13 protein-coding genes and 1 tRNA gene are annotated in these 14,095 nt (G+C 59.5%); 7 read left to right on the forward strand and 7 right to left on the reverse strand.

The window, feature by feature from the left end:
• The first annotated feature begins 80 nt into the window (after positions 1–80).
• Both AC07X6_RS24110 and AC07X6_RS24115 read left to right on the forward strand, forming a co-directional pair.
• Positions 81–1,127, forward strand: a complete 1,047-nt coding sequence (locus AC07X6_RS24110) for a lysozyme inhibitor LprI family protein (protein ID WP_494792629.1) — start codon at positions 81–83, stop codon at positions 1,125–1,127.
• 3 nt (positions 1,128–1,130) lie between these two features.
• Positions 1,131–1,634, forward strand: a complete 504-nt coding sequence (locus tag AC07X6_RS24115) for a hypothetical protein (RefSeq protein ID WP_494792630.1) — start codon at positions 1,131–1,133, stop codon at positions 1,632–1,634.
• Positions 1,635–1,653: 19 nt separating this feature from the next.
• Here AC07X6_RS24115 and AC07X6_RS24120 read toward each other — a convergent pair whose 3' ends face one another.
• The 7 genes from AC07X6_RS24120 to AC07X6_RS24150 form a co-directional block, all read right to left on the reverse strand.
• A complete protein-coding gene (locus AC07X6_RS24120; protein WP_494792631.1) occupies positions 1,654–2,064 on the reverse strand; it encodes a hypothetical protein in 411 nt (136 codons plus the stop codon).
• 275 nt (positions 2,065–2,339) lie between these two features.
• On the reverse strand, positions 2,340–3,614 hold the full coding sequence (locus tag AC07X6_RS24125; RefSeq protein WP_494792632.1) for a hypothetical protein: 1,275 nt from the start codon (positions 3,612–3,614) through the stop codon (positions 2,340–2,342).
• A gap of 494 nt (positions 3,615–4,108) precedes the next feature.
• Positions 4,109–4,486, reverse strand: a complete 378-nt coding sequence (locus tag AC07X6_RS24130) for a hypothetical protein (RefSeq protein WP_494792633.1) — start codon at positions 4,484–4,486, stop codon at positions 4,109–4,111.
• Positions 4,487–4,797: 311 nt separating this feature from the next.
• Positions 4,798–4,873 (reverse strand) — tRNA-Lys (locus AC07X6_RS24135).
• A 68-nt stretch (positions 4,874–4,941) separates the two neighbouring features.
• The gene (locus AC07X6_RS24140) at positions 4,942–6,708 is read right to left on the reverse strand and encodes a GspE/PulE family protein (RefSeq protein ID WP_494792634.1); all 1,767 of its coding nucleotides are present in this window, start codon (positions 6,706–6,708) and stop codon (positions 4,942–4,944) included.
• A gap of 46 nt (positions 6,709–6,754) precedes the next feature.
• Complete coding sequence (locus AC07X6_RS24145) at positions 6,755–7,543, reverse strand: class I SAM-dependent methyltransferase (RefSeq protein ID WP_494792635.1); 789 nt, start codon at positions 7,541–7,543, stop codon at positions 6,755–6,757.
• A 235-nt stretch (positions 7,544–7,778) separates the two neighbouring features.
• Entirely contained in the window at positions 7,779–8,291 is a 513-nt protein-coding gene (locus AC07X6_RS24150) for a glycine zipper 2TM domain-containing protein (RefSeq protein WP_230539766.1), read from the reverse strand.
• 401 nt (positions 8,292–8,692) lie between these two features.
• On the opposite strand from AC07X6_RS24150, the gene AC07X6_RS24155 reads away from it, so the two are divergent.
• From AC07X6_RS24155 to AC07X6_RS24175, 5 genes are all read left to right on the forward strand, one after another.
• Positions 8,693–9,091 (forward strand): barstar family protein, encoded by a 399-nt coding sequence (locus AC07X6_RS24155; RefSeq protein ID WP_086146799.1) that lies wholly within the window; start codon positions 8,693–8,695, stop codon positions 9,089–9,091.
• A 156-nt stretch (positions 9,092–9,247) separates the two neighbouring features.
• Positions 9,248–9,856, forward strand: coding sequence for a phosphoribosylglycinamide formyltransferase (gene purN / locus AC07X6_RS24160; protein WP_494792636.1), 609 nt, complete (start codon positions 9,248–9,250; stop codon positions 9,854–9,856).
• A 21-nt stretch (positions 9,857–9,877) separates the two neighbouring features.
• Positions 9,878–11,197 carry an RsmB/NOP family class I SAM-dependent RNA methyltransferase gene (locus tag AC07X6_RS24165; RefSeq protein ID WP_494792637.1) on the forward strand — a complete coding sequence of 440 codons (1,320 nt, stop codon included), beginning with the start codon at positions 9,878–9,880 and terminating at the stop codon, positions 11,195–11,197.
• A 122-nt stretch (positions 11,198–11,319) separates the two neighbouring features.
• Positions 11,320–12,678 (forward strand): mechanosensitive ion channel family protein, encoded by a 1,359-nt coding sequence (locus AC07X6_RS24170; protein ID WP_230539764.1) that lies wholly within the window; start codon positions 11,320–11,322, stop codon positions 12,676–12,678.
• 133 nt (positions 12,679–12,811) lie between these two features.
• Entirely contained in the window at positions 12,812–14,020 is a 1,209-nt protein-coding gene (locus AC07X6_RS24175) for a DesA family fatty acid desaturase (protein WP_494792638.1), read from the forward strand.
• Positions 14,021–14,095 lie beyond the last annotated feature (75 nt).

Genomic DNA, 14,095 nt, shown 5'->3' on the forward strand with positions numbered 1-14,095 from the left:
CGGATGGCCGCGTATCGGGCGGGCGCCGCCTGGCTGATCAGTTAAACTTGCCGCTTTATTCACGCTGGCGCCGATAGAACATGAAAATTTGTCTACCCTTATTGAAAACGGCATTGCTGGGCGCGAGCTGCCTGCTGGCTGCCCCGGTTTTTGCCGCTGCCGCGTCACCATACCCAAATACCAGCGCCATGGGCGTGGGCCATGCGGAAAGCACGGCCTGGTATGCGGGCTGCCTGAAGGTCAAGGAGGCGGCACCGCCGCCGGCCGACTTGCCGGCGCCGTCCGCCGTGGCATCCTTGCAGCAATGCCAGGCAACGGACCTGTATTACGATACCAAGAGTATGTCCTCGCCCAAGCCCGCCGACTGGCGTCCCGTGCGCCATTGCGCCATGGCTACGCAGAACAGCGCCGTGCTGATGATGCTGTACCAGAATGGACAGGGCGTACAGAAAGATCCGTTGCTGGCGCTCAAGTATGCGTGCAGCATCGACGCGGCGCCGGCCGAGATGCAGGGCCGCATCGAACACTTGCAGAAGATCAATGCCAGCGGGCGCGGCATGATCGACTTGTGCGACGACATCACCAGCGGCTACATGATGGGCGTGTGCAGCGCCATCGATGCGCGGCAAAAGCAGCGCGTGCGCGCGCAGGCAACGGGCAAGGCCAGCGCAAGCATGCCGGCCGTGGCGCAAGCGTCGCTGCAAAAGCTGCAGGCGGCGGCAAGCAAGTTTGCCGATGCGCGCGCGGCGAATGAAACGGACTTGAGCGGCACGGCGCGCGCCGCCCTGAGCATCGCCGCCCGCACGGCCGAGCTCGACCAACTGGCGCACGATCTGCGCGAGTACGAAGCGGGCAAGTTGCCGGCCAGCATGACGAAGGAGCAGGCGGCGGCGCTCGACAAGGAACTCAACGCCATCTACGGCAAGCTGATGAAAAAGCCCGCGGAAAGCCATGCGGGCGCCGTGGACAAGGACGGCATCCGCGCCACCCAGCGCCTGTGGCTCGCCTACCGCGATGCCTGGATGAACTTTGGCGCCGTGCGCTATCCGTCCGTCAGCAGCGAGACCTGGGCCGGCCGGCTGACGGCGCGGCGCAATACGCAACTGCAAGACTTGCTGGAGAATTGACGCATGCGGGAAGCGTATTACCACGAAGACGATTTCTGCATGATCGAACTGTTGCCGCTGGATAATTTGCAGCACTGTGTGACGCAGATGGGCGAGCAGCAGGCGTTCGCCGATGCGCACCGCAGCGGCGCCGGCTGGACGGACATGTATGTGATCAAGGCGCCACCGTCGCCACTGCGCGCGCTGGGTCTGACGGCCGAGCAGCTGCGCCTCGCGCTGGCCGATGCCTTGCCGCCGTACGACGCCGTCTACACGGGCTACAGCAGTTACCGCGTGGAATGCAAGAACGTGCTGGCCTTTGGCGGCGACAAGACGGAAACCCTGTTTGCGGGCCTGGACGAGCAGGGCATCGTGTGCAACCTGTGGTGCAGCGACGGCATGCCCGAGCTGTTGCTGTTGCCCTTGAAAGAGCAGCTGTTGCTGGCTGACTGGGGCGCGGGGTTTGCGTGTCCGCTGGCCGATGGGGAGCTGTTTGCCCGCTATCTGCAGGAGTATGAACTGGACTGATCGAACTGAACTGAACTGATTACTCGCAGGCGATGGCGTTCGGCTGCGCCACCTTCACCACGGACGCCAGGCGCGCCATGTCGTTGCCGTCGCCTTGCTCGACGTAGGGTTGATACGTGTCAATGACGATGCGCGCACGCGCCTGCCAGCCGCAATTGTCGGCCTGGCGCGCGGGCACGCGCAGCAGCCGGCGCGCCTGGGCGTCGTTGCTGAAACAAAACCACGCATCGTGCGTGGCGGCAGGGCGGGGCAAACGGCCCCACTGCGCCTTGTCGGGCGCGAAGCAGACGCGGTTGCCGATGATTTCCAGGCTCATCTCGTCCGTGCGCGCGCTGTACTCGCCGTCGAGTACGATGGGCGCTTGGGCTTGCGCTTGGACTTGGGCGGACAGGCAAGCGGTGGCCAGGAGGAGGGTGGCGGCAAGTTTCATGCGTTTCTTTCAAGGCTGGCAAGACGAAGCGCCAGTATAACCGCGGGGCCGGAAACGAAAAAAGCCCATCCGTGAGGATAGGCTTTTTAGTACTGCGCATTCGTGGTAGGCCGTGCGGGATTTGAACTTTAAACGTTAGCTAGGTCATTGGCTCAAGATGCGTATAGATATGATCATTCAAAGGGTACTTGTGGAAAATATTTCATTCATTTTCTCTCAGGTTTGGCCCCCCAAAACCTATTTCGATGCAGAAGTATTCACCCACGAATGTCTTCTTAGTTTCGATAAATTACCTTGCTAAATCCGTTCTGGATCAGTTTCCAATTACCTTTCTGGTGTCTCCATACGAGCGGATCGTTTGCGGGGTCGGTGTATACGAGTCGCAAGCTTAACTGGACGACTTCAGCCGACGGTTCTTGTTCGAATACTATTTCAACGTCGACTTGTGATATAGCTGGTGTTTCGTCAATGGTTGAGACAATGCGATATGAAGCTGGTGTTTGATGCCCGAAGTCCCTTTTTGCGTTGCCGGCTTTCTTTCCCTTTGGCGTATTTAAGTAATCGACGAACGCATCTGCCATCGGCCCATAGCGCGCATTGCACCAGTTATCTAAGAATTCTGCAACCAAACGCTCGGGCGTATCTTGTGCAAGGCCACTAGGCGGTCCAGAATATGGAAGGTGCCCGAACTCGGCAGATGTGCGAGGTTGCCATGCAACAAGGAACTTCTTAGTACGCTCGTTCTCGGCGATTTGCTGAAATAGATCAGACCATTTATTTTCCTTTTTTTGCTTTGGCTCATCTTTTCCATCTACGAGTGCTCCAGCCCAGTCTCTAACAGCTAAAAGAGCCGCCCAGCACTTGGCTGCCACGATCTTGTTATCAAAGGCGAGTTCTCTGCCATGTAGTATTCCATTCCTATAAGGTATAGTTATTTCGTCCTCGCTTGTCTTGTTGCGACCGGTTCCCATGATTTTTGCAAGAGCAGTGAGGCCGCTCTCATGTGCCGCAATGCTATCCCAAGCGGTCATGTTTATATTGTCCGCAAAAAAGCCTACATGCTTGGAAATGTCGTTAGCCAGTCCGTCTATCAAAGAAAGTAGCAGGGGTACGCACGCATGATAGCGACCGGCAAGATAGTCTTCTTTCGCTAGTTCAATCAGACGTAATCTTTTCCGAAACTCGGCATGCCCGGTACACCGCTTGATGCCGAATTCGAGAGTATCGGCGCCGTAATGATCCGAAAGATACTGCTCTGCTGTCGCCAGGCCGCTTTCCTTCTCAATTTCTAAGGCGCGGATCATCGCATCTAAGCTCATTGACTCGTATGCGATCCATCCCTGCTGGGCGAAGGCATCGTTAAACCGGTCTGGAACCAGCAGTATCTCCGCTTGACTGCTTAATTGTTCTAATCCGCCAAGATGCTTTGCGACGCTTGGAAAAAGAACCTTGGCGAAAGGCATGAAATCAAACAGAGCCTTCAGGCCTCTCATGCCGTGGATGTCGTCCAGTAACTTCTTTGTCGAAGGATTATCTGAAATTTTGCTCATTGTTATGTTTGATTAGTGTCTATGCGGTGCAACGCTGGCAGTTGTGCGACTATGACGCATCTAAGTGGTCGGAATAGTGGCAATTGCAATTATGTGCGTGGGCTTCAATTTTACATATTCTCTGCGGATCATCGCTTGAAGGTAAGCAATCCGCATGTGGCCTTCGATGAGCTGGTGGGGGGCACGCATCCATTTCCGCTCGCGTGGATGGGTATGCGCATCTGCATTCCGTGCAACGATAATGGGGAAGGTGTTGTCCCCGAAGCCAGCATATAGCGCCCTAGCCACGTCTTCTTGCGTGAGGCGCCATCGAACAGATCATTTCCCCAAGACTCCAAAGTTTCGGGCCATTTGCCTACGTGCTCAATTCGCAAGATATCTTCGTTGGAAAGGGGTCTAACGACGTACTCCCAGGAAAGTGGGGCCAGCGGAAGCCAGGCTTGAAAGTTGTTCCAATAGCGATAGATCCATGTCTCGACGACGGTTTCCGGAACTTACGAGTAACACTCCGGCCAGCGGCGTACATAGTCGGCGAAAGACTCTACGTAGAAAGTCCCGTGCCCATGCTGCGCTGGTATTTTTTCATCGGCCTGAGTTGGTAGTTCCATTGATAGCTGCATTTTCTGAGGAGGCTGCATCGCTTGCTGTTCAGTGTGGCACATGTTGTTCGTGTAAGGTTGCTGCCCTGCACAGGGAGACTGTACCAAACAGAAGGCCTGTTGGGTGATGCTACCGTACTTCGCAATGTTTTCTGCCTTAAGGAATTTCTTTGAGAAAGCGCAGATCGAGGAACCCTTGATAATCTTTTTCGTGATAGGGACGAGGGCGAACGGTTTGCTGTTCCGTGGTTCCGTTTCGTGATTGGTTGGCATGATTTTCTCGTGAGGGTAAATCGTGTCCATCTGGATGGGTTTGAGCCTCTGGCCGAAGATTGGATTGCAAAGCTCCCTGATGAGCTCGAAATATGGAAGCGATAGCAGGGATTGTCTTTCCACGAATCGAAGCATATCGTCCTGCTTGTTGTGAAGTGATTTCTCTTAACGCGAGGGCTAAGTTTTTTTGGGGATAGGGGGACGCAAAGCAGAAGGTGGATATTGCCCGCGAGGGTAATATTTTTCTTATGGATGCAAAAAAGGGTTAGCAAACGGTAGTTTGCTAACCCTGATCTGTACTGCTGTATTCGTGGTAGGCCGTGCGGGATTCGAACCTGCGACCAACGGATTAAAAGTCCGCTGCTCTACCAGCTGAGCTAACGACCCGAAAGAGGCCGCATTATATATCAGTTGAAAAAGAATGCAAAGCATTCCTGCACGAAAATGAAGATGGCTCAATGCAGGGCGGCCGTGAGCTTCAGTACTTCGTCGATGCTGGTCGTGCCGTCGATGATCTTGCGCGCGCCGGCGATGCGCAGCGGCGTCATGCCGTCGAGGATGCTCTGGCGGCGCAAGGCGTGCAGGTCGGCGCCTGCCTTGATGAGCTGGCCGAACGTTTCCGTTACGCTCAGCAGTTCATAAATGCCGGCACGTCCCAGGTAGCCGCTGTGGCGGCACAGGGCGCAGCCGACGGGGCGGTACGTAGCCTGCGGCCGTTCCAGCTGGCCGCCCGTCAGGCGCTGCCATGGCGCGTCGCCCGGGGCGGCATCCAGCTGCTTGCAGCCCGGACACAGGCAGCGCAGCAGGCGTTGCGCCAGCACGCCGATCAGGCAGGCTTCCAGCAGATAGGCGGGCAAGCCCAGTTCCAGCAGGCGCATGACGGCCGACGGCGCGTCGTTGGTGTGCAGGGTCGACAGCACCAGGTGTCCCGTCAGCGCCGCCTGGATGGCCATCTCGGCCGTGGCCAGGTCGCGGATTTCACCGACCATGATGATGTCGGGATCTTGCCGCATCAGCGCCCGCACGCCATCGGCAAACGACAGCTCGATGCCGGCCTGGGTTTGCACCTGCATCTGGTTGAAGGCCGGCTCGACCATTTCGATGGGGTCTTCCACCGTGCACACATTGACTTCGCTGCCGGCCAGCGCCTTCAGGGTGCTGTACAGGGTGCTGGTCTTGCCCGAACCGGTGGGGCCCGTCACCAGCACGATGCCGTGCGTGCGCGCCGTCAGCTGGCGCCAGCGTTCGGCGTCTGCGGGCGGAAAACCCAGGTCAAACAGGCTCTTGACGGCCACTTCCGGGTCGAAGATGCGCATGACGAGCTTTTCGCCGAAGGCCGTGGGCAAGGTCGACAGGCGCAGCTCGACTTCCTGGCCTTGCGCATTGCGCGTCTTGATGCGGCCATCCTGCGGGCGGCGCTTTTCCACCACGTCCATGCGCCCGAGCAACTTGATGCGCGCGGTCATGGCCAGCAAGACCACGGGCGGCAATTGATACGCCTGGTGCAGGCGGCCGTCGATGCGCAGGCGCACGAGGCCCGCGTCGCGCTTCGGTTCCAGGTGGATGTCGGACGCGCGCTGGGTAAACGCGTATTGCCACAGCCAGTCGACGATGCGCACCACGTGCTGGTCGTTTGCGTCGAGGCTGGTCTTGTTGCGCCCCAGTTCCACCAGCTGCTCGAAATTGTGGCGCAGCGCCAGGTCTTGCGTGGATGCTTGCCGGGCCACCTTGACGGAAGTTGCCAGGCTGAAAAATTGCGCAATGGCATCGGCGATGTGCAGCGGGTTGGCGATGACCAGGCTCAGCTTGCGTGGCGCCAGCTTGCCCAGCTGCGCCTGCCAAGCGAGCGCGTAGGGCTGGGCCGTGGCGATGACGATGCGGTCAAGCGTGCTTTCCACGGGCAGGATATTAAAACGGGCGGCATAGCCGGCCGTCATGACGTCGGCCACCTGGCTGAAATCGATGTGCAAGGGATCGATGCGCAGATACGGCAGGCTTGCGCGTCGGGCCAGCCAGGCGCACAGGGTGTCGAGCGTGAGTGCGCCGTGGGCGATGCTGCACAGCGGATGCAAGGCCGGCGCCGGCAGCAGGGCGGCCTGCGTGGCGATGGCGGCCGCTTGCGCTGCGTCAAGCATGCCGTCTTCCTGCAGCCAGGCCAGCAGTTGCGGCAGTTGCAGCGGCGTGTCGGGCGAGATGGGAGAGGGAGGAGGGGAAGCGGGCATGGCCGGCGCCTTTCAGGGCTGCCGGCCTGCGTGGGCGTGCCGGCGCTTACAGGGTGCTGGCGATGCCTTTGACCCAGGTCTTGGCGGGCAGCTTGGTCTCGGCGACGATCTGCTTGGCGCGTTCCAGCAAGGCGGCTTGCGCTTCGGTATCGAGCGTCACTTTCGTCTTGAACGCGATCGCCACCACGTTCCCATCATGGACTTCCGGCAGGCAGATCACCTGCGCAAACGCAAACTTCATCGCCTTGATGTTCTTCGCGTAGCTGGGATGGTCGCCGAACAGGTTGACCGTCATGATGCCGTGCGGCGCCAGGCAGGCGCAGCAGGCGGCATAGAAATCGGCGCTGTCGAGCACGGGACCGCGCGCCGTGGCGTCGTACAAGTCCACCTGCAGGGCGTCCAGGGTGCCGTGGTTGGCTTCATCGTTGACGTAGTCGAGCGCATCCATCTCGCGCACGTGCAGGCGCTCGTCGTTGGGCGGCAGCTTGAACATCGAGGCGCAGATGGTGATGACGGACGGATTCAGTTCGATGGCCTCGACCTGTGCCTGCGGGAACTGGCGGTAGCAGAACTTGGTCAGCGCGGCCGTGCCCAGGCCCAGCTGGGCGAGGCGCTGCGGTTGCTCGATCCACAACATCCACGCCATCATCTGCTGCGCGTATTCGAGCTCCGGCCAGTCCGGCTTGCGGATGCGCATGGCGCCCTGCACCCATTCCGTGCCGAAATGCAGATAGCGCACGCCATCCATTTCCGACAGGGTGACAGGGGCGTAGCGGGGCTTGCGCGCGGGGCGCGAGGATTCGACTTGTTCGATGGATTTTCGTTTGATAAGCATAAGGCGGCCTGAAAGTGTGCCGCATTATAGCCCGTGCCGGGACGCCATAAAAAATGCCGGCCCCATGAGAATGATATGGGGCCGGCATTTTAATACTGAGTAACAACGCCTGACAGAAGCGTCGCGAGCGGAAGGCAGAGGTGGCCGAGAAGCGCAACCGTGCTTAGTACGGGGGCGCCGAGCCGGTGAGCATCGCAGGCCGCCTATGCCGACGCGCAGCAGCTTATGTCAAGCGTTACTGCTGCGCTGGTTCGATGGAGACGCGCAGACGGACGCGCTCGCCCGGATCGTAGGACATGATGCTCGTGTAGTTGCGGCCGCGGTAGTCGTAGGTGACCTGATAGCCATTGTTGCGCGATTCCCAGTGGTCGACCTGACGGCATTGCTTGACGGCTTGTTCCTGCATGCCGCCCTGGTAATTGTTCTGGTTGTCGACACGGTCGCCGACGACGGCGCCGGCAATCGCGCCGGCAGCTGCCGCGGCCGTGCGGCCATTGCCGCCACCGACCTGGCTGCCGAGCAGGGCGCCGGCGATACCGCCGACGATGGAGCCGCCAGCGCTGCGCTGTTGCGGCGGAGCCTGGACTTGCACGTATTCCGTACGGCATTCCTGGCGTGGACGATTGATCTGTTCCACTTGCGGCACGACGCGCACGACCTTGCCGAAATCTTCAAAGTCGGCGGCCTGGGCGAGTGGCAATGCACCGATACAAAGGGCTGACATCATCAATTTGGCTTGCAAGTTCATTTGTAACCTCGTTATCTAGAGAATCTTTCAGGGTATTTTTTACAACTTGGGACTATAGTAATCCCGCCAGGCCCGGGCAAGTGTTTCGCATGGCAACAAAATGTAACAGCCCAAGCCCCTTGCCCCACAGTCTGTAACATGCACTTTCAATCGATACAAGATGTTGAAGTGACTTGAAACCAGCGGTTTGTAACAAATCTTGCGTTTGACATCATATTCGGGTTGATTCATGCAGGACAACACGTTACCCTAATACGCGTATGGCTTATATAAAATCGCACTGAATCGCATAAAAGTTGATACAGATCGAATCACCGCGTGCGCATTGACCCGCGTGCGGGGATGCAATAAGAAGAGCAGCTAGAAAAAATCCATACATAACAGGTCGATTTGAGGGAAAAATGAGTTTGTTACTAACCGTGCCGCCCAACCTTGTCCAGTCCATCCGTGCCTTTCGCGTGACCGAATTACAAGACGAGGCGATCCGTCTCGGGCAGCACTTTTTATATGCGCATTGCAACGCTGGACAGACCAAACAACAAGTCATCGGCATTATTGCAGAAGCATTCCTGTTTCCGAAAAACCTGGCGAAGAATTTCGATGCCCTGCGCCTGTGCCTGACGGACACCATGTTCAAGGCGGGACCGCAGACGGGTTTCCTGGTGGTGCTCGAGCAATTGCCAAATACGCAAAAATTCGACAAGGAAGCGCGCGAGATCCTGCTCGACGTGTTCCGCGACGCGGCCGACTACTGGGCCGAGAAGAAAGTCCCGTTCCGCGTCTTCTATTCGTTCGAGTAAGCACCTGCTCACGCCGCGGCGGCGTCAAACCAGCCTTTCATGCCCTGGCCGGGCGGCGTAATCGGGCAGCGGCGGCGGCCCGGCAGGTATGTTGCGCCGCAACAATAATAGCGGCCTTTCTAGATTCGCATCGCCATAGCGGGTACAATGCGCGCTATGAAAAATATCGTTATCCTCATTTCCGGACGCGGCAGCAACATGGAAGCGGTCGTGCGCGCGGCGCAAGCCGAGCAATGGCCAGCCCGTATTGCCGCCGTCATCAGTAACCGGGCCGACGCCCAGGGACTGGTTTTTGCCGCGGAACATGGGATAGCGACGGCAGTCGTTGTCAACAAGGATTATGCCAGCCGCGAACAGTTCGATGCGGCGCTGCAAGCCGTGATCGACGGCTACACCCCCGACCTGGTCGTGCTGGCCGGTTTCATGCGCATCCTGACGCCGCCCTTCGTCGAGCATTACGCGGGGCGCATGCTCAATATCCACCCGTCGCTGCTGCCGCTGTTCCCGGGCATGGCGACGCACCGCCAGGCGCTTGAGGCGGGGGTGACGGAACACGGCGCGACCGTGCATTTCGTGACGGCCGAACTCGATCATGGCCCGGCCGTGGCGAGCGCGACCGTCCCCGTCTTGCCCGGCGACACAGAAGACAGCTTATCGGCGCGCGTGCTGGTACAGGAACATCTGCTTTACCCGCGCGCCATCCGCCTGTTCATTGACGATAAACTGTCGGTCGAGCATGGCCAGGTCCGCGTGGACCCTCAATAAAATATTACAGGAAGAATAACAATGAGATTGCCACCAGCGATACTTGCCAATGCTGAAGAAGTATTGCGCGAAATTTTACGTTTCACGGCCCCGGCCGACACCACCCTGTCGCGCTATTTCCGCGACCATCCGCGCCTCGGTTCGCGCGAACGCGGCGCCATTGCCGAAGGCATTTATGCCGTGCTGCGCAACAAATCGTTCTTCACGGACTTCGCCGAAGCGGGCAGCGGCCCGACCATGCGCCGTTTGACCATCCTCGGCCTGGCCGAAGCCGTGGGCGCCGACTCGCTGGGCGGCCTGACGGAAGAAGAAGTGGAATGGCTGGAACGCATCACGCAGATCGACCGCAGCCTGATGCCGGCGAACATGCGCGCCAACATGCCGACCTGGCTGTTCGACAAGCTGATCGCCCAGTTCGGCGAAGCGGAAACCATGAAGCTGGCCGATGCGCTGAACGCGCCGGCGCCGCTGGACTTGCGCGTCAACTCGCTCAAGGCCACGCGCGAAGACGTGATGCTGGCCCTGGCCGAAGCGCCTATCCTCAGCACGCCGACGCCGTTTGCGCCGCTGGGTTTGCGCGTGATCAAGAAGCCTTCGTTGCAAAACCTGCCATTGTTCCAGAGCGGCGCCATCGAAGTGCAGGATGAGGGCAGCCAGATCCTGTCGCAGATCGTCGGCGCCAAGCGCGGCGAGATGGTGGTCGATTTCTGTGCCGGCGCGGGCGGCAAGACCCTGGCTCTGGGCGCGTTGATGCGCAACACGGGCCGCTTGTACGCGTTCGACGTGTCGGAAAAGCGTCTGGCCAAGCTCAAGCCGCGCATGGCCCGCAGCGGCCTGTCGAACGTGCATCCGGTGCAGATCGCGCATGAGCGCGATGCCAAGATCAAGCGCCTGGCCGGCAAGATCGACCGCGTGCTGGTCGATGCCCCGTGCAGCGGCCTGGGCACCCTGCGCCGGAATCCGGACGTCAAATGGCGCCAGCAGCCGAACTCCATCGTCGAGCTGCAAGCCAAGCAGGCAGCCATCCTGGCCGGCGCGGCGCGCCTGGTCAAGGGCGGCGGCCGCCTGGTGTACGCCACCTGCAGCTTCCTGAACGAAGAAAACGATTTTATCGCCGAGCAATTCCTGGCGGCCCATCCGGACTTCACCCTGGTGCCGATGAGCAAGGTACTGGCCGAACAGAAGATCGAGCTGGAAATGGGCGACTATCTGAAATTGTTGCCGCACCTGCACCAGACCGACGGCTTCTTCGCCGCCGTGTTCGAACGCAAGGTCATGCCGAAAAAAGTCTACGCCGATGAAAAACCGGCCGACGACGTTGACGCTGAACCAGCCGAGTAAGCCTGTCACGGGCCGCCGCTGCGCCTTGCAGCGGCGGCCTTCAATGCCGCCAGCCCGCCTGGCGGCATGGGATCACTGCCCATCCGTACCACCTTCGTCCCACCTTCCGGACCGCATCCGCCATGAATGAAACCCCGCTGCTGAACCTGATCACTGATTTTGTCGACGATTTCCGCCAACCGGCCATCCTGTGGCAGGCGCTGGTCATCGTTGCCTGCCTGGCGTTGAGCTGGCTGCTGGTGCGGCAGTTGCGCGTATTCCTGCACAAGCGGGCGGAAGCGGCGGCCACGCCCGCCACGCCGGAAACCCTGCAGCGCACGGACAGTTTCATCCGCATTTTGACGCCCGTGCTGGCGGCCATGCTGCTGGGCATTGCGCAACACTTCCTGGCCAAGTTCCAGTCCGTGAACCTGCTCAGCATCGCCATCCCCCTGTGCACGTCGATGGCGCTGGTACGCTTCGGCTTCTATGTGCTGCGCCGTATTTTTGCCCGCCATGGCGACATCAGCCCCACCATGTTGCTGCTGGAAAAGATTTTCACGGTGGTGGTGTGGGCCGGCATGGCCCTGTACATCACGGGCCTGTGGCCGGAATTGCATACCTTCCTGGAAAGCATCGTCGTGCCGCTGGGACGCAACAAGGTGTCAGTGGCTGCCATCTTGCAAGCCGCTATTTCCGTCGCCGTGCTGCTGGTGCTGGCCATGTGGGCCGGCACTTCGCTCGACGAGCGCCTGATGAAAATGCAGGGCTTGCACACCTCCCTGCGCGTGGTGCTGTCGCGCATGGGCCGCGCCGTGCTGATCCTCGTGTCCGTGCTGGTCAGCCTGTCGCTGGTGGGCATCGACCTGACGGTGCTGTCCGTGTTCGGCGGCGCCTTCGGCGTGGCGCTGGGTTTCGGCTTGCAAAAGATCGCCGCGAACTTTGTGTCCGGTTTCATCATCCTGCTCGACCGCAGTCTGACCATCGGCGACATGATTACGGTGGGTCAATTTACGGGCAAAGTCACGCAGATCAATACGCGCTATACTGTGTTACTGGGCGGCGATGGCGTGGAATCCATCGTGCCGAATGAAATGCTGATTTCCGGCGGCGTGCAAAACATGTCGCTGAGCAACCGCATGGTCTGGCTGTCGACGGCCGTGTCGGTGGGCTATGAAACGGATCTCGATGTCATCTTCCCCTTGCTGGAAGCGGCGACGGCCAAGGTGCCGCGTGTGTCGCAAAGCAATCCGCCATCGGCCACCCTCGTGCGTTTCGGCGCCGACGGCCTTGATGTGCAGATCGGCTTCTGGATCGCGGATCCGGAAAACGGCACGGGCGGCGTGAAGTCGAATGTGAACCGCGCCATCTGGCGCACCTTGCAGGAACATAAGGTTACTGTACCGTTTCCGCAACGCGAATTGCGTATTGTTGGTACGCCTCCTGCCCCGCTCGCCAGCGCGGCAGACGGTGAGTCCCCGCCATCCGGCACCCAGCCTTAACCTCGCTGCCTGCCTCCGTTTTTGCCTGATAGTACCCATTAGGGCGTACAATCACGCCTAAAATTAACTCTGCCGGACCTCCAGAGTCACTGGAGCGACCGTGCGCACGCCCTGTCCACTTGGAGTAGTAGTAATGACATTGAGTTCCGTTTTACACGACGTTTTGCAGTTCATGGCCACTGGCATTACCGATCTGTCCGCATGGCAAGTTTTCCTGTACACCATGGTGGTCACGCACATCACGATCGCCAGCGTCACGATTTACCTGCACCGCCACCAGGCCCACCGGGCGCTGGAATTGCACGCTATCCCCAGCCATTTCTTCCGTTTCTGGCTGTGGCTGACGACGGGCCAGGTCACCAAGGAATGGGCGGCCATCCACCGCAAGCACCACGCCAAGTGCGATACGGAAGAAGATCCGCACAGCCCCGTGACGCGCGGCATCAAGAAAGTGTTCTGGGAAGGCGCCGAGCTGTACCGCGCTGAATCGAAGAACATGGAAACCATGGCGAAATATGGCCACGGCACGCCGACGGACTGGATCGAGCGCAACCTGTACACCAAGTACAGCTGGCTGGGCGTGGTCTCGCTGTTCGTCATCAATTTCGTGTTGTTCGGCGTGATCGGCATTTCCGTGTGGGCCGTGCAAATGATGTGGATCCCGATCACGGCGGCCGGCATCATCAACGGCATCGGCCACTACTGGGGCTACCGCAATTACGACTGCGCCGACGCGGCCACCAACATCATTCCCTTCGGCATCCTGATCGGCGGCGAAGAATTGCACAACAACCACCATACGTATGCCACGTCGGCCAAGCTGTCGTCGAAATGGTATGAAATCGATATCGGCTGGGCGTATATCCGCGCGCTGGAAATGCTGGGCCTGGCCAAGGTGAAAAAACTGGCGCCGGCGCCGAAGTTCTCGCACGGCAAGCTGGAAGCGGACTTCGAAACCTTGCAGTCCGTCATCGCCAACCGCTACGACGTGATGGCCAAGTATGCGAAATCGATCAAGCATGCCTGGAAGGAAGAGCTGGAGCACCTGAAGCACAAGGCGGAACTGGAAAAGCGCTTCCTGAAATCGTCGCGCAAGCTGATGCAGCGCGAGCCGGGCAAGCTGGCCGACGCGCACCACGAGCAGCTGTCGGAATTGTTCCAGCACAGCAAGGCGCTGGAAACCATGCACCACATGCGCGTGGAGCTGGGCGCCATCTGGGAGCGTTCGCACTTTACGCGCGAGCAATTGCTGCAAAAGCTGCAAGACTGGTGCACGCGCGCCGAAGCGTCGGGCATCCAGTCGCTGCAGGATTTCTCCTTGCGCCTGCGCAGCTATGCCTGAGTCTTTCGTGGTGGTATCGCGCTAGGCTGGCACTGCGCGTCAAGCCCTGTGCATTGAATGGTTTCCTGTATGCAA

Source organism: Janthinobacterium sp. GW460-12-1-14-LB5 (assembly GCF_059423585.1).